15 protein-coding genes are annotated in these 13,965 nt (G+C 75.0%); 8 read left to right on the forward strand and 7 right to left on the reverse strand.

Translation table 11 applies throughout. From position 1 onward, the window contains the following. The first annotated feature begins 544 nt into the window (after positions 1 to 544). Together AB0J86_RS29560 and AB0J86_RS29565 are read left to right on the forward strand one after the other, a co-directional pair. Positions 545 to 691 (forward strand): hypothetical protein, encoded by a 147-nt coding sequence (locus tag AB0J86_RS29560; RefSeq protein WP_363860921.1) that lies wholly within the window; start codon positions 545 to 547, stop codon positions 689 to 691. 38 nt (positions 692 to 729) lie between these two features. Then, complete coding sequence (locus tag AB0J86_RS29565) at positions 730 to 1,158, forward strand: archease (RefSeq protein WP_363860922.1); 429 nt, start codon at positions 730 to 732, stop codon at positions 1,156 to 1,158. A 75-nt stretch (positions 1,159 to 1,233) separates the two neighbouring features. Here AB0J86_RS29565 and AB0J86_RS29570 read toward each other — a convergent pair whose 3' ends face one another. The 3 genes from AB0J86_RS29570 to AB0J86_RS29580 form a co-directional block, all read right to left on the reverse strand. Continuing rightward, entirely contained in the window at positions 1,234 to 2,652 is a 1,419-nt protein-coding gene (locus AB0J86_RS29570) for an RtcB family protein (RefSeq protein WP_363860923.1), read from the reverse strand. A 218-nt stretch (positions 2,653 to 2,870) separates the two neighbouring features. Beyond that, positions 2,871 to 3,644: an SDR family oxidoreductase gene (locus AB0J86_RS29575; protein WP_363860924.1), complete on the reverse strand. Its 774-nt coding sequence runs from the start codon at positions 3,642 to 3,644 to the stop codon at positions 2,871 to 2,873. 16 nt (positions 3,645 to 3,660) lie between these two features. Continuing rightward, positions 3,661 to 4,488 (reverse strand): hypothetical protein, encoded by an 828-nt coding sequence (locus AB0J86_RS29580; RefSeq protein ID WP_363860925.1) that lies wholly within the window; start codon positions 4,486 to 4,488, stop codon positions 3,661 to 3,663. Positions 4,489 to 4,620: 132 nt separating this feature from the next. Between AB0J86_RS29580 and AB0J86_RS29585 the strand changes: the two genes are divergently transcribed. Further along, positions 4,621 to 5,583: a zinc-binding dehydrogenase gene (locus AB0J86_RS29585; protein WP_363860926.1), complete on the forward strand. Its 963-nt coding sequence runs from the start codon at positions 4,621 to 4,623 to the stop codon at positions 5,581 to 5,583. A gap of 390 nt (positions 5,584 to 5,973) precedes the next feature. Further along, on the forward strand, positions 5,974 to 7,098 hold the full coding sequence (locus tag AB0J86_RS29590) for an FUSC family protein (protein WP_363860927.1): 1,125 nt from the start codon (positions 5,974 to 5,976) through the stop codon (positions 7,096 to 7,098). Positions 7,099 to 7,164: 66 nt separating this feature from the next. Here the strand turns inward: AB0J86_RS29590 and AB0J86_RS29595 are convergent, their stop codons facing one another. Further along, positions 7,165 to 7,494, reverse strand: a complete 330-nt coding sequence (locus tag AB0J86_RS29595; RefSeq protein ID WP_363860928.1) for a nucleoside triphosphate pyrophosphohydrolase family protein — start codon at positions 7,492 to 7,494, stop codon at positions 7,165 to 7,167. Positions 7,495 to 7,742: 248 nt separating this feature from the next. Further along, positions 7,743 to 8,708, reverse strand: coding sequence for an LD-carboxypeptidase (locus tag AB0J86_RS29600; RefSeq protein WP_363861006.1), 966 nt, complete (start codon positions 8,706 to 8,708; stop codon positions 7,743 to 7,745). 486 nt (positions 8,709 to 9,194) lie between these two features. On the opposite strand from AB0J86_RS29600, the gene AB0J86_RS29605 reads away from it, so the two are divergent. The 4 genes from AB0J86_RS29605 to AB0J86_RS29620 all read left to right on the forward strand — a co-directional run bounded on the left by AB0J86_RS29605 (position 9,195) and on the right by AB0J86_RS29620 (position 11,911). After that, positions 9,195 to 9,602: a hypothetical protein gene (locus AB0J86_RS29605; protein WP_363860929.1), complete on the forward strand. Its 408-nt coding sequence runs from the start codon at positions 9,195 to 9,197 to the stop codon at positions 9,600 to 9,602. A gap of 157 nt (positions 9,603 to 9,759) precedes the next feature. Beyond that, positions 9,760 to 10,119, forward strand: coding sequence for a hypothetical protein (locus AB0J86_RS29610; RefSeq protein WP_363860930.1), 360 nt, complete (start codon positions 9,760 to 9,762; stop codon positions 10,117 to 10,119). Next, positions 10,106 to 11,128, forward strand: coding sequence for a hypothetical protein (locus AB0J86_RS29615; protein WP_363860931.1), 1,023 nt, complete (start codon positions 10,106 to 10,108; stop codon positions 11,126 to 11,128). Before AB0J86_RS29610 ends, AB0J86_RS29615 begins: the two co-directional genes overlap by 14 nt. A 288-nt stretch (positions 11,129 to 11,416) precedes the next feature. Further along, the gene (locus AB0J86_RS29620) at positions 11,417 to 11,911 is read left to right on the forward strand and encodes a DUF892 family protein (protein WP_363860932.1); all 495 of its coding nucleotides are present in this window, start codon (positions 11,417 to 11,419) and stop codon (positions 11,909 to 11,911) included. 19 nt (positions 11,912 to 11,930) lie between these two features. Here AB0J86_RS29620 and AB0J86_RS29625 read toward each other — a convergent pair whose 3' ends face one another. Continuing rightward, entirely contained in the window at positions 11,931 to 12,977 is a 1,047-nt protein-coding gene (locus tag AB0J86_RS29625) for a zinc-dependent alcohol dehydrogenase family protein (protein WP_363860933.1), read from the reverse strand. Positions 12,978 to 13,037: 60 nt separating this feature from the next. Continuing rightward, complete coding sequence (locus AB0J86_RS29630) at positions 13,038 to 13,763, reverse strand: hypothetical protein (protein WP_363860934.1); 726 nt, start codon at positions 13,761 to 13,763, stop codon at positions 13,038 to 13,040. Between the last annotated feature and the right edge of the window lie 202 nt (positions 13,764 to 13,965).

Here is a 13,965-nt window from a genome sequence, read left to right on the forward strand (position 1 = left end):
CCCCACCGCCACCCGTCACCTGAACACCAGAAGCGCTACCCGACACCGACAACGCACCCGACGTCCAGGTAACGACGCATGCACCACGCCCAGGCGCCGAAAGCACGGCACAGCCGGCAACGGAAAGCAGCTCCACGCGTGACTGGTACGCCGGCGACGTCATAGGGGACGGATAACATCGCCGGCGTACCAGTCACGGGAGGCACTCCCGTCGGCAGGGGCGGGCCATTCCCGACGCCCGGAGGCAGTTTCCGCAGGTGGGGCCCGCCGTGCCCGGCGAAGACATCAAGCCTGACGGGATTCGTCGGGTACGGCGGGCCACACCCCCGACCTCGCCGGCCGAGCCACCCGCCGCGCCCACCACGGACACACCCGAGGCACCGGACGCGACAGGCCCGGCGGACGAAAGACCCGGCGGACGCGACAGACCCGGCGGGGCCGACAAAACCGCGAGTCCTCGCCCGGATCGGGTGATCCCGGCTCATCCCGGGGCGTTCGAGACTGGTCTCGCCCCCGGCACGTACCCGCGACGAGGGAGGCGACGATGGGCGAGCCGCTGCCGATCAGTAACGAACGGCGTATCGAGAACTACCGCAAACAGGCCCGGCGCCGGGAACTGACGTCCCGCCAGCGCCGACGCGTACGCAAGAAGGAGAACCTCGTCGAGCACCGCCGGCCGGCTCGGCGCTGACGGGAGGTGGACCGGGCCCGATCGGAGGGGGGACAGCGATGGGCGCACCGACGGCGGCCGGGCATCGCAGCATGCCGCACACGGCAGACGTACGGATCGAGGCGTGGGGACCGTCCCGGGAGGCGTGCACCGCCGAGGCGGTCGCCGCCATGGTCGACGGTTTCGCCGACGTCACCGGCGCGCCGACGGTGGCCAGCGTCGACTTCCGGATCCCACCCGGCAGCGACGAGGACCTGCTCGCCGGCGTACTCGACCAGGTCATCTACCTGCTTGACACGACCGGACAGCTCCCGATCGGCGCCGACGTCGCGCCCTGCGACGGCGGCGTCGACGTACGACTGCGGATGACCGGTACCGAGCACGCGGAGCTGGTCGGGGCCGTACCGAAGGCGGTCTCCCTGCACGAACTGCGTGTCGACCACAGCCCGGACGGCGGCTGGTCCTGCGCGGCGACCCTCGACGTGTGACCCAGTTCGGCCCTCGACGTGTGACCCAGCCCTCGACCACGACGGGCGACCTCAGCCCTCGACCACGACGGGCCCTCAGCCCTTGACCACGCCGACCGGCACCAGCCGGGCGACCTGGCGGCACAGCCCCGCCCCCTGGGTCGCCTCGACGACCGCGCCGACGTCCTTGTACGCCTCCGGCGTCTCCTCGGCCAACCCCCGCCAGGAGGCACCCCGTACCGCGATGTCCCGGGCCTCCAGCCGGCGACGCAGGTCCTGCCCGCGTACCGACCGACCGGCCTGCTGCCGGCTCTGCAACCGCCCCGCGCCGTGGCAGGTCGAGGCGAACGCGGGCGCCCCCGGCACGCCCGTCAACACGTACGACTCGGTCCCCATCGAGCCGGGAATCAGCACCGGCTGCCCCACCTCACGCAGCTCCTCCGGCAGCTCCGGATGCCCCGGCGGCAAGGCCCGCGTGGCGCCCTTGCGGTGCACGCAGAGCTGCCGCGGCGCGCCGTCGACCTCGTGCGTCTCCAGCTTCGCCAGGTTGTGCGAGACGTCGTAGACCAGCTCCAGCCCCCGGCCGGTCAGCCGCTCGAAGACCCGCCGCGCCGCCTCGCCGAGCACCTGCCGGTTGGCCCGCGCGTAGTTCGCCGCCGCGGCCATCGCGGAGAGGTACGCCCGTCCCGGCGGGGACGAAACCGGCGTGCAGGCGAGCTGCCGGTCCGGTACGCGGATGTCGTACCGGGCCATCGCCTCCTCCATCGCGTGCACGTGCTCGGTACAGACCTGATGGCCCAGGCCCCGCGAGCCACAGTGGATCATCACGCAGACCTGACCGAGCGCCAGCCCGAACGCGCGCGCCACCGCCTCGTCGTACACCCGGTCGACCGCCTGCACCTCCAGGAAGTGGTTGCCGGACCCGAGGCTGCCGATCTGGGCGAGCCCGCGCTGGATGGCCCGCTCCCCCACCTGCCCCACGTCGGCGTCGGCCACCGCGCCGTAGTCCTCGCACCGCCGCAGGTCGCCCTCGACCCCACGCCCCTGCTCGACCGCGTACCGCGAGCCGCCGGCGAGCACCCGCTCCAGCTCCGGGCGGCCCGAGACGTGCCACACCGCGCCCTTGCCCATGCCCCGCGGGATCGCCGCGTCCAACCCGTCCATCAGCCGGCCGAACACCGGGGACAGTTCCTCGGTGTGCAGGTCGGCGGCGAGCAGTCGTACCCCGCAGGAGATGTCGAAACCCACCCCGCCCGGCGAGACGACCCCGCCCTCGGCGACGTCGGTGGCGGCCACCCCGCCGATCGGAAACCCGTACCCCCAGTGCACGTCCGGCATCGCGTACGAGGCGTCGACGATCCCGGGCAGCGTCGCCACGTTCGCCACCTGGTCCAGCGACCGGTCCGCACCGCTGTCCGGCAGCAGCTCCCGGGACGCGAAGACCACCCCGGGTACCCGCATCTCGCCCTGCCGGTCGATCCGGAACCGGTACGGCGACTCCTCCACCAGCTCCATGCCATCACCGCCGTCGCCCTCGACGCGCCGGGGACCGTCCGGCGGGCGGCGTCGTTCCGGCCGGCGCGTCCCCGACTCCCGACGCACCTGGCTACCCCGGCGTACCGCCACTACACCTGCCCGGACCGGGCAGCCGGAACCCCGCTCCGCGACGGGCGGGCCGGCCGGTCCCGACGGCCCGTAGGTCCGTGGGCCCGTAGGTCCGTGGGCCCGGGCGATCAGCCCGCCTCCGGGTCCAGGCCGAGCACCGCCCGCCCACCGTCGACCGGCAGCGTCACGCCGTTGACGAAGCTCGCCCGCGCCGAGAGCAGGTACGCGACCGCCTCCGCCACCTCCTCCGGGCGGCCCGTCCGGCCGAGCGGATGCAGCCGGCGCAGTTCCTCCTCCACGCCGGCCGCGGCGGTCGGTCCCCGCGCCGCCAGCAACGCCTCGTGCCGTTCCGTGTGGATCGAGCCGAGCGCGACCGCGTTCACCCGGATCCCGTGCGGCCCGTAGTCCACCGCGAGCGCGCGGGTCACCCCCTCGACGGCCGCCTTCGCCGTGGCGTACGGCAGCGCGCCGCGCACCGGACGGCGCGCCTGGTGGGAGGAGACGTTGACGATCGCGCCCGGCGTACCGGCCGCCAGGAAGCGGCGGACCGCGGTGGCGGCACCCGCCAGCACCGGCCCGAGGTTCAGCCCGACCAGGTTCAACACCTCGCCGGCCGGCGCGGAGTGCAGCCAGGCGTCCCGGAACACGGCCGCGTTGTTCACCCAGCCGGCGAGCGGAGCCGCGGCCTCGGCCACGTCGGCGGCCCGTTCGGTGACCGTCTCGTCGCCCGCGTCACCCGTCACGCCGCGCAGCCGGGCGGACTCCGGATGCTCGGCCAGCCACGTCAGAAGCGCGGGATCGCGCTCGATCACCACCACCACGCCCGCCGTGTCGAGCAGCCGCTCCACCAGCGCGCGCCCGATGCCCCGGCCCCCGCCGGTCACCACGTACGAGCCGGTCACGCCGTCACCCGCTCCGCTACCGGCCGGGCCGGCGTGGCTGCGGCACCAGGCGGGTGACCCGGGCCAGCTCGCCCCGCAACAGGTCCGCGTGGCCGATGGCGAAGTCCCCGTTCGGCAGCGCCGTGCCGCGGTAAGCGACCCCCATGACGCGGTCCGGCAGGAACGCACCCAGCTCGGGGTCGAGGTCCGGGGCGTACTCCACCGGCTCGCCCCACTCCGGGTCCGCGTCGTCGCTGCCGAACAGCAGCCAGTGGTCGGGGCTCACCCAGGCGTCGAGGTCCGGGACGGCACCGGTGTGACAGTCCAGGGCCGGCAGCACGATCCGCTCCGGGTCCACCGGCTCATACCAGATCAGCAGCGGCTTCGCGCGCTCGGCTCGCGCGTTGTCGAAGCAGCAGAACGCGAACGCGTGCCCCGGAAACGCCTCCCGGTAGAACGCCAGCAGGGCCGGGTCGACCCGTGGCCGCTTGTGCCGGGGCACCCGGGACAGCGCGTCGGTGATCAGCGTCGGGTCGGCGGCGAGCACCACCGTGTAGACGTCGTGCTCGAAGACCTCGACCTCGTCGGGCTCCCCCATCCAGTCGATCCCGTCGTTGACCGGGAGCGGACGGACGGCGTCGAGCATGCTGGTCAGCACGCCGGCGTGCGGTCCCACCGGGACGAAGTGCCGCTGGTCGAGCCGGCGCGCCGGCAGGTGCAGCAGCATGGCGTTGGGTCCGGTGGCCCGGTTCGTCGCCGTGTTCTGGTAGCCGAGCACCTCGATCGGGCCGTAGCGCGGGTGCCGCCGGCGGCCGCCGTACAGGACCGTTCCGGAGAACTCGGCGAGATCGAGCGACACGCACACGCCCGCACCGTACCCGACCCGCCGCCCGCCGGCGTGATCGCCGTCGCGGGCGGTTGACGTGATCGGCGTCGCGGGCGGTTGACCTCAACCGCGGTTGAGGCGCGAGGCTGCCGACGACGAAGGGAGGACGCTGTGCTGGCGATAGAGGTGGACCGATTCGGCGGTCCGGAGGTGCTGGTCCCACGCGAGGTACCCGACCCGGTACCCGGGGCCGGGGAGGCGGTGGTGGACGTCGCCGCCGCCGACGTGTTGTGGGTGGAGACGATGATCCGGCAGGGCCGAGGCGCCCCGTACTTCCCGATCGAGCCACCGTACCGGCCGGGGGTCGGGGTGGCGGGCGTGGTCGCCGCCGTCGGTGCCGGCGTGGACCCCGGCTGGGTCGGCCGCCGGGTGGTCACCCGCACGGGAGCGAACGGCGGGTACGTGCAGCGGGCGCTCGTACCGGCCGACGGCCTGGTCCCGGTCCCCGACGCGGTGGAGCCGGCCGTCGCGGCGGCACTGCTGCACGACGGGGTGACCGCGCTCGGGTTGGTCGACGTGGTACGGATCGAGCCCGGTGACCGCGTCCTCGTGACGGCGGCCGGCGGCGGGCTCGGCGTCCTGCTGGTGCAGCTGGCGCTGGCGGCGGGCGCCCGGGTGGTGGCCGCCGCCCGGGGCACCGCCAAGCTGCGGCGGCTCGCCGACCTCGGCGCCGACACCGTCGACTATTCGGAACCGGACTGGGCCGCGCGGGTCCGGTCGGTGGTCGGCGGGCTGGACGTGGTGCTCGACGGCGCCGGCGGCGCGTACGGCCGCGCCGCGTTCGACCTGCTCGCACCCGGCGGCCGGTTCTCGGCGCACGGTATGCCCAGCGGGGAGTTCGCCGTCGCGGACCCGGCCGTCGCGCGGGAACGCGGCGTCACCGCGACCGGTATCGAGCGGGTGCAGTTCTCGCCCGAGGAGTTCCGGCGGTACCTCGTCGCCGCGCTCGACGCGGCCGCCGCCGGCCACCTCACGCCGCTGATCGGGCAGACGTTCCCGCTGACGAAGGCCGCCGACGCGCACGCCGCGATCGAGGCCCGGGCCGTCACCGGCAAGACCCTGCTCCTGCCCTGAGCACCACCGATCCCGGCGGTGCCGGCGCGGCCCGTACCCCGGCCGCGCCGGCACCGGAGTCGGCCCGGGGTCTGCCCCGAAACGGGTCTCCCGGGCCGGCGCCGGAGTCGGTCCGTACCCCGGCCCCGACGGGTCGCCCTCGTACCGGACGCGTCCCGCTCCCCCACGGGAGTCGGCGCTGGCGGGTCTCCCGCGAAGGCCGGGCAGCCACGGATGAACCCGACCCGCGCCGGCCGTCGCGCGTCACCGATGCCGTCGCGTGTTCGCGAGTACGGTGCAGCGCACGTCGCGTGTGGCAGCCTAGGAAGATAGCCTGTTTCGGCGGGCCCGTCGTGATGATCGACGGTAGGGTGCCGTCGGGGGGCCGGAACCGGAAGGGAGCTGTCGCGGATGAACCGGACGGACTGGCTGCGCACCTCCGCCGGCCGGCTCCGGCGGGGCTGGTCGCCGGTGGTCGAGTCGACCGCCGCCGCCACGGTGGCCTGGTTGATCGCGACCCGCCTGCTGCACCATCCGCAGCCCTTCTTCGCCCCGGCGGCGGCGCTGATCGTTCTCGGCCAGGCGCGCGGTCAGCGCTGGTGGCGGGCGATCGAGGTGATCCTCGGGGTCGCCGGCGGCGTACTCGTGGCCGACCTCGTCATCCAGGCCCTCGGCGCCCGGGGCACCTGGACCGTCTTCACGGTCATCCTGCTCACCCTCGCCCTCGCGGTCGCCGTGGGCGCGAGCCCCATCTCGGTGGTGCAGGCGGCCGTATCGGCGCTCTACCTCGTCGTGGTCGCCCCGCCGGGCGGCACGCTGATCCCGTTCCGGTTCGTCGACGCACTGGTCGGTGGCGGCGTCGCCCTCGTCGCCAGCCAGCTCGCGGTGGCCCGGGAACCGGTCGCACCGCTGCTACGGGAGCTGCGGCAGACGTTCGACGAGCTCGCCGAGGTTATCGAGGAGGTGGCCGGCGCGCTCGACCGGCACGACGAACCGGCCGCGCTGGCGGCGCTGGGCCGGGCGCGGCGCGCCGACGCCGCGGTGGACCGGCTCCGGACGGCGGTGCTCGCGGCCCAGGAGGCGCTGCGGCTGCACCTGCGGTGGCGGGCCCGCCGGGGCGGGGTACGCGCCGTCGACGTGGCGACCGTCCAGGTCGACTACGTCGTGCGCAGCGTACGGGTGCTGGCGCGGGCCGGCGTCACCCTGGTGCGGCTGCCGGTCACCCCGCCCCCGGAACTCGGCACCGCCCTGCGGTCCCTGGCGAGCGCCGTTTGCGCCGCGCACGAGGTCTTCACCGCCGAGCTGACCGGTGGTGCCGAGGACGACGTACGGCGCCAGCTCGAACGGGCCGAGACGGCCACGCTCGACGCCGTACGCACCGGCGGGCGGCTGCTGCGGGCGGACCCGCCGCTGCCCCTCGTCGTCATCGTCGGTCAGGTCCGCAACACGGCGATCGACCTGCTGCGGGCCATCGGCGACGACGACGTGGACGCGCTGAACCGGGTCGACGGGGCCCTCGGGCTGCCCCCGGTCTGAGCCCCCCGCGCCCCCTGGCTTCCGCCCGCTGGCCCGCGCCCCCGCGCCATCGGTCCGCACCCCGGCTCAGCGGTTGTCGCCGCTGCCACCCAGCACGCCACGGTCCTGGCGGCTTGCCAGCTTGGCCAGGTTGGCCGTCGCGATGTCGTCCAGCGACAGATCGAGGTAGTCGGCGAGCACCGCCAGATACCAGAGCACGTCACCGAGTTCCTTGGCGATGTCGGCCCGGTCGATCCGCGACTCCTCGCTGTCCTGGTCCCGGACCCACTTCTTGAACTTCTCGGCGATCTCACCCGACTCGCCGACCAGCCCGAGCACCAGGTGGAGCAGCTCGTTCCGCCTGTCACGTGGAGCGGCCGTACGGAGGGCGCCGCGCTGATACTCGTCCAGGTCCATGGCGGACCAGTATCGTCGAGCCCCTCCCACCCGCCTCGCCGGGTCGCCGGCAGGAGGCACCACGCCGCGGTCGTCTGCCTGACCCGCACCCCGGCGCCACCGGTCCGCACCCCCGGCACCGGCCGGTGGTGGCCGACCACCGTCGACCACCACTGCCACCGCCCGCCCGACCGCCCGGCCCGGGAGGCCGTCCCGACCCCGGAACCGGCCCGGCGGGCCCGTACGCCCGGCCGGGGAGCGGTACCGGCTCAGCGGGCCCGTACGCCCGGCTCGACCCGCAGCGTGCCGGCCTGGGCGTCAATCGTGGCGTGCGCGCCCAGCGGGATGGTGAGCTGGCCGTTCCCGTGCCCGAGCCGCAGCCCGCCGAGGACCGGTACGCCGAGGTCGCCGAGCCGGTCGGTGAGCACCGCCGCCGCGTCCCACTCGCCCGGCTCGCCGACGCTGTTGGTGATCTGCCCGATCACCACCCCGGCGACCCGGGAGAGCACGCCGGAGCGGCGCAGCTCGGTGAGCATCATGTCGAGGCTGTACGGCGCCTCGTCGACGTCCTCGAGGAAGAGCAGCGCGCCGTCGTACCTCGGTGCGTCGCCCGCGCCGAGCGAGGTCGAGATCAGCGTCAGGCAGCCGCCGAGCAGCGGGCCGCTGGCCCGGCCGGGGACCAGGACCGGGGCAGCGGTCTCGGCCGGGTCCCGGGTGATGGTGATCGGCTCGGTGGTCATCACGGCCCGGCGCAGCGCCTCGGCCGAGTCGGGTCCGGTCCGGCTCTCCGACCAGTTCACCATCGGGCCGTAGAAGGTGATCAGTCCCGCGTCCCGCCAGAGCCGCCCGTGCAGGCTGGTGATGTCGCTGAAGCCCACCACGACCCGCGGATCCCGCCGGGCGTTGCGCAGGTCGATCTGGTCGATGATGCGCTGCGTGCCGTAGCCGCCCCGGGCGGCGAAGACGGCGCGCACCCCCGGGTCGTTGAAGGCGGCGTTGACGTCGGCGATGCGCTCGGCGTCGGTACCGGCGAGGTAGCCGTACTTCGCGTAGACGTGCGCGCCGAGCTCCACCCGCAGGCCCCAGCCGCGCAGGATCTCGATGCCGCGCGCCATCAGGGCCGGGTCGGGTGTGCTGCCGGGCGAGACGACGCGTACCCGGTCACCGGGGCGCAGTGCCGCCGCCCGTACCGGCGTGGGGGCCCCCGCGGACGTGGGCGCGGCCGACGCGGGCACGGCCTGGGCGGCCCCGGCCAGCAGCGAGCCGCCCGCGGCGATCGCGCCGGCCCGGATCACGCCTCGTCGGGAGAGCAGACCGGCCCCGGAGGGGGCGGACGGGGTGCCGTTCCGTTCAGTGTCGATCACAGTCGTTCTCCCTCTCCTCACGAGTGGCCGGCGGTTGCCACCCTGGGTGGGCGGCCGGAGCATCGAAGCCACCGTCGCGACGGCCCTACCGACGACGATAGGGCTGACGGTCACCCGGCAAACGTCCACAATGGATTGCCTATGCCGCCCCGTGGACGCCCGGCGGGCGTCACGGGCCCCGCCGGCGGCGGCACCGACGGCCCGGCTCGGCCGGGCGTCGAACGTCGCCTCGGGACGTCGCGTCGGGCAGCGGAGGGTCGGAGCACCCCCGGCGCGCCGCCCGACCCGGCCCTGCCGTCGGGCCGGCTCCGGGAGGGCCCAACAATGCTGAGGGCATCCATCCCGATTGGAGAGACAATGCTCAAGAAGTACGGCAAGGCCCTTGCCGCGGTGATCGGCGCCGCGCTCACCGTCGCGTACGGCGCGCTCTCCGGCGACCAGCACATCGACCCCGACGAGGCGGTCCAGATCGCCATCGCCACCGCGACCGCCGTCAGCGTCTACCTGGTGCCGCTGGCCCCGCAGTACCGCTGGGCCAAGACCGCCATCGCGATCGTCCTCAGCGTGTTGCAGGTGCTGACCACGGTCCTGCTCGGCGGGCTGGACTCCAACGAGTGGATCGCCCTCCTGCTCGCGGCGCTCACCGCGGCGGGCGTGGGCGTCGCACCGGCCGTCTCCAGCAACGGCGTCGCGAGCGGGCGCGGCGGCGCGGGCACCGCCGCCACCGGCCCGAGCAGCACCACCACGGGCGCCGCGGCCTCCTGACCCCGCGCCGGGGCCACCGTCCGCTCCGGACCGTGGCCCCGGTTGCCCGGTACGGCTACCGTTCAACCCAAGACCGGTGGATCACGGTACGGGACCGGGGCCCAGCGCCGGGATGCCTGGTTCGTGAAGATGTGACCACGATCAGTACAGTGGGGGCGTGTCTCTATGGATCGCCGCGACTTGGGGGCTCATCGGCAGCGCTGTCGCCGAAGCGCTGAACCTCTACGGGATGATGCGTCCCACCACCGAGTCCAAGGGCCGCTGGCAGTGGCCGTGGCGGGACAGGCGGGACCGTCCGATCGTGATGTTCGCGGTCGCCCTGCGCGCGCTCGCCGGCACCGGCCTCGCCGCGGCGGCGAGCGCCGGTGGTCTGGGCACCACCGCCTTCTCGATGTTCACCTTCGGTGTGGTGGCGCCCCTGGTCATCGCGAAGATGTTCGACCAGGTCCGGGTGCTCGACCAGTCCGGCCCGCACGATCCGGGTCGCCCGGGGAGCAGCGACGATGACGGCGCCTGACGGATTCCTCCGCCGGATGGCCGCCGCGCTGGCCGCCCACCCGTCGACCACCACGGCCTCGGTACCGCTGCCGGCCCGTACCAGGCTGGCCGCCGCGCTGGCGGCCCGGCCGGTCGTACGCGGCGCCGGGCTGGACGGGACGGCGGAGCCGGCGGCCCGCCCGGAGGCCGACAAGCTCACCGAGCGGGTCAAGTGGGTGCTGGCGCAGATCCTGGACACCACGCCCGACCAGTTGCGGGTCGACTCCGACGGGGACATCGGGATCCGCACCGGCTCGGCCATCATCTTCGTCCGGGCGCAGGAGGAGCCGCCGCTGGTGGACGTCTTCTCGCCCCTGCTCACCGGCGTCCACCCGACCGAGAAGCTGTACCGGCGGCTCGCCGACCTGACCAGCGCCATGATGATCGGCCGGATCTACTGCACCGGCGACACCATCTGGGCCTCCATCCCGGTGCTGGGCGAGGACTTCCAGTACACCCACCTGCTGCTCGCCATCCGGGGCATGGTGGAGCTCGCCGACGAGCTGGACGACGACCTGCGCCGCGACTTCGGCGGCAGCCGCTTCTTCGGCCCGGAGGCGGCCGGCCTCGTGCCGGTACCCGATCCCACCGGCTACCTGCGCGACCTCGCGGACGCCGGCGAGTCGCCCGCCGGCCGGGTCCTGGCCGACCTGCTCGCCGACCGTGGCCGCACGGACGAACTGCGTGCCCGGGCCGAGAACGGCGACGGGCACGCGGCGGCCCGGCTGGCCGCGTGGCTGCGCAACCGGGGCGACGACATCGAGGCGGAACGCTTCTGGCGCCTCGCCGGCGAGCGGGGCGAGCCGACGGCCAGCGCCGAGCTGGCCGCGCTGCTCGTGGAGCAGGGGCGCCTCGACGAGGCGATCGACCAGCTGCGCGCGGGGCTGGACGACGACTGGCGCTCGCTCGGGCTGCTGCTGACGCTGCTGGCCCGGCAGGGGCGGATGGACGAGGCCATCGAGCTGCTGCGCCTCCGGAGCAGGCCGTAACGCACCGACGGCGCGCGACGCCCGGGCAGAACGCGGCGCCCCGGAAAAGCGGACGAGCGCTTGTCCGTTGCTCGACCGGATCGGCCGGGATGCGCACCGAGCGACTGGTCTACCCGATTCTCGGGTTCGCAATGATCCTTTTCATGATCGGTTCTCCGCGCGCCTTGGCCGGGGCCGGGTGGCCCGGCGGCCCGGCCACCGCCGCTGACCTGGCCCGGCGTGGGATTCAACGCCCCGGCAGCGGGTAGCCGGTGCCGGAGCGAGCATCGGCTGGTCAGGAGGAAGCGCATGCCACTGGACAATCCGCGGGACATGTTCCTCTACGAGATAGGCGCCCGCCGTGACGCGGAGCGCAGCGCCGAGCTGCTGCAGGACCTTCTGATCGACCGAGTGCCGGGCAGCCGCCTGGAGCCGGTGCTGCGCCGCCAGGCGGAGGAGATCCAACGCCATCTGGAGAACATCGACGGCTGTCTGGGGACCCTCGGCGTCTCGCTCACCGAGACCGGCTCCACCGGGGTCGAGGGTCTCCGGTCGAGTTTCGAGCACTTCCTCCGCCTACAGCCCACCGCCGAGCTGCGGGAACTCTTCGCGGCCCTCACCGCGATCCGGGTCCTGCACCTGGCGATCGCCAGCTACCGGGTCCTGGTCGACCAGGCGATGCTGATCGGCGAGCAGCAGTGCGCACAGGTCATGCTGACGAACCTGATCCAGAAGGAGCAGAGCGTGGCCGACCTGGTCCGGCTCAACCACGACCTCGGCCAGCACGTGCTCGTACCGGCCTGACGGCGCGCGCCGCCCGCGCTCACAGCTCGATCAGGCGGATCCCGGGCGCGCCGGGGCGGTCCAGCGTCGCCAGCGCCTCCGGCGCCTCGTCGAGGGTGATGCTCCGGGTCACCAGCCGCGCCGGCTCCAGCACCCCGCCGGTGATCAGTCCGAGCAGCTCGGGATAGGCGTGCGCGGCCATCCCGTGGCTGCCGCGGATCTCCAGCTCGTGGCCGATGACCAGGTCCATCGGCAGCGGCGGCGGGCCGAGCACCGCCGGCAGCAGGCCGACCTGCACGTGGCGCCCCTGCCGGCGCAGGCCGCGCAGCGCGGCGGCGCAGGTGTCGTGGCTGCCCAGCGCGTCCAGGGAGAGGTGCGCGCCGCCGCCGGTGGCCTCGCGTACCGCCGCCGCGACCGCCGCCGGGTCGGCCCGGTCGGAGGCGTCCACGGTACGGGTCGCGCCGCAGTCGCGGGCCATCGCCAGCGCCTGGTCGGAGACGTCCACGGCCACCACCCGGGCGCCGCTGGCCGCGGCGATCATGACCGCCGAGAGCCCCACCCCACCGCAGCCGAAGACCGCGACCCACTCCCCCGCCGCCACCCGTCCCTGAGCGACCACGGCCCGGAACGCGGTGGCGAAGCGGCAGCCCAGCGCGGCGGCCACGCGGAAGTCGACCTCGTCGGGAAGCGGCACGAGGTTGACCTCGGCGTTGTCGACCACGACATACTCGGCGAACGAACCCCAGCGGGTGAAGCCCGGTTGGCTCTGGTGCGGGCAGACCTGGTGCTGGCCGGCGAGGCAGACCGGACAGCGGCCACAGCCGTAGACGAAGGGGGCGGTGACCCGGTCGCCGGCGCGTACCCGCGTCACCCCGGGACCGACCGAGGCGACGACGCCCGCGAACTCGTGCCCGGGGACGTGCGGGACGCGGATGTCCGGGTCGTGCCCGCGCCACCCGTGCCAGTCGCTGCGGCACAGCCCGGTTGCCGCGACCCGGACCACCACCCCGCCGGGCGGGGCGACCGGATCGGGCACCGTCACGACCTCGGGTCGCCCACCGAACTCCTCGAACAGCACCGCGCGCACCGGCGCATCCTCGCACAACGGCGATCGCGCCGGCCCGCGGGCGGTCCGGCGGGAGGCGCGTCAGAGGTCCGCGCAGTCGGTCTCGTCGGGCAGCAGCGGGCGGATACGTACCTGCCAGACGGCGTCGCCGCCGCGCCACCGCCCGACCGTCGGTCCGGTCCACGCCCGACGTACGGTCTCCAGCTCACCGCCGCGCAGCACCGCACAGGACGCGCCGGCACCGGTACCGGTCAGGGGCGCGCCGGTCAGGGCCGGCAGCGGCCAGGGCGGCGCCGGTGCGGTCGGGTCGTCCGGAACCGCGATCACCGCGACGGCCGACGGCCGGTACGGCACGCCCGTACCCTCCGCGTGCGCGGCCAGGGCGGCGCGCAACCGCTCGGCGGACGGGTCGGTGCGGGCCACGGTGACCTCCCGCCGGCCGCCGGTCGAGACCGTGACCACCCGCAGCACCGGCGCGTCGGGCACCTGGCTCTCGGTCTGATTCGGCAGGCCGGCCGCGACGCGCAGCAGCCGGGTGACGTCCCGCGGGGCGACCCGGTGCTCGACCAGCTCGGGCCAGGCCCCGGCCGGGCCGGCCGGGCCGATCAGGCGGCCGTCGGCGAGCAGCGAGAAGCGCGGCGGTACGGCCGCGCCGCCGCCCGGCGGGAGCATGCCCGGCAGCTCGGTCACCCGCAGTACCAGCGCCCCCGGGTCGCCCGGCGGCTCGACCTCGGCGCGGTCGGCGGCGGCGCAGCCGGCCAGCGCCAGCAGCGCCAGCAGCGCGGGGACGGGTCGGTGGGGCTTCATCGCGGTCCTCCCGCTCGTGGTTCGCACCGCTGTCGGACGTATCCCGCCGCGGGCTGGTTGCGGCCGGCCGCCGAAGCGTCCGCGTCGGCTCGCGACAGGAGTGGCCGCCCCCCGCGGGGGGGGCCCACACGAATTAGGGGACGCCCCCCGAGGCCGGCCCCCCCCCGCGGGGGGGGTCGCCGGGAACGGGATGGGAGCGGGG

This window comes from Micromonospora sp. NPDC049559, from assembly GCF_040676675.1.
GTDB lineage: Bacteria > Actinomycetota > Actinomycetes > Mycobacteriales > Micromonosporaceae > JBFAPK01.

Coding starts and splice junctions, on each gene's coding strand:
- AB0J86_RS29560 (WP_363860921.1), top strand. CDS start 545: ATGGGCGAGCCGCTGCCGATCAGTAACGAACGGCGTATCGAGAACTAC.
- AB0J86_RS29565 (WP_363860922.1), top strand. CDS start 730: ATGGGCGCACCGACGGCGGCCGGGCATCGCAGCATGCCGCACACGGCA.
- AB0J86_RS29570 (WP_363860923.1), bottom strand. CDS start 2,652: ATGGAGCTGGTGGAGGAGTCGCCGTACCGGTTCCGGATCGACCGGCAG.
- AB0J86_RS29590 (WP_363860927.1), top strand. CDS start 5,974: ATGAACCGGACGGACTGGCTGCGCACCTCCGCCGGCCGGCTCCGGCGG.
- AB0J86_RS29595 (WP_363860928.1), bottom strand. CDS start 7,494: ATGGACCTGGACGAGTATCAGCGCGGCGCCCTCCGTACGGCCGCTCCA.
- AB0J86_RS29605 (WP_363860929.1), top strand. CDS start 9,195: ATGCTCAAGAAGTACGGCAAGGCCCTTGCCGCGGTGATCGGCGCCGCG.
- AB0J86_RS29615 (WP_363860931.1), top strand. CDS start 10,106: ATGACGGCGCCTGACGGATTCCTCCGCCGGATGGCCGCCGCGCTGGCC.
- AB0J86_RS29620 (WP_363860932.1), top strand. CDS start 11,417: ATGCCACTGGACAATCCGCGGGACATGTTCCTCTACGAGATAGGCGCC.
- AB0J86_RS29630 (WP_363860934.1), bottom strand. CDS start 13,763: ATGAAGCCCCACCGACCCGTCCCCGCGCTGCTGGCGCTGCTGGCGCTG.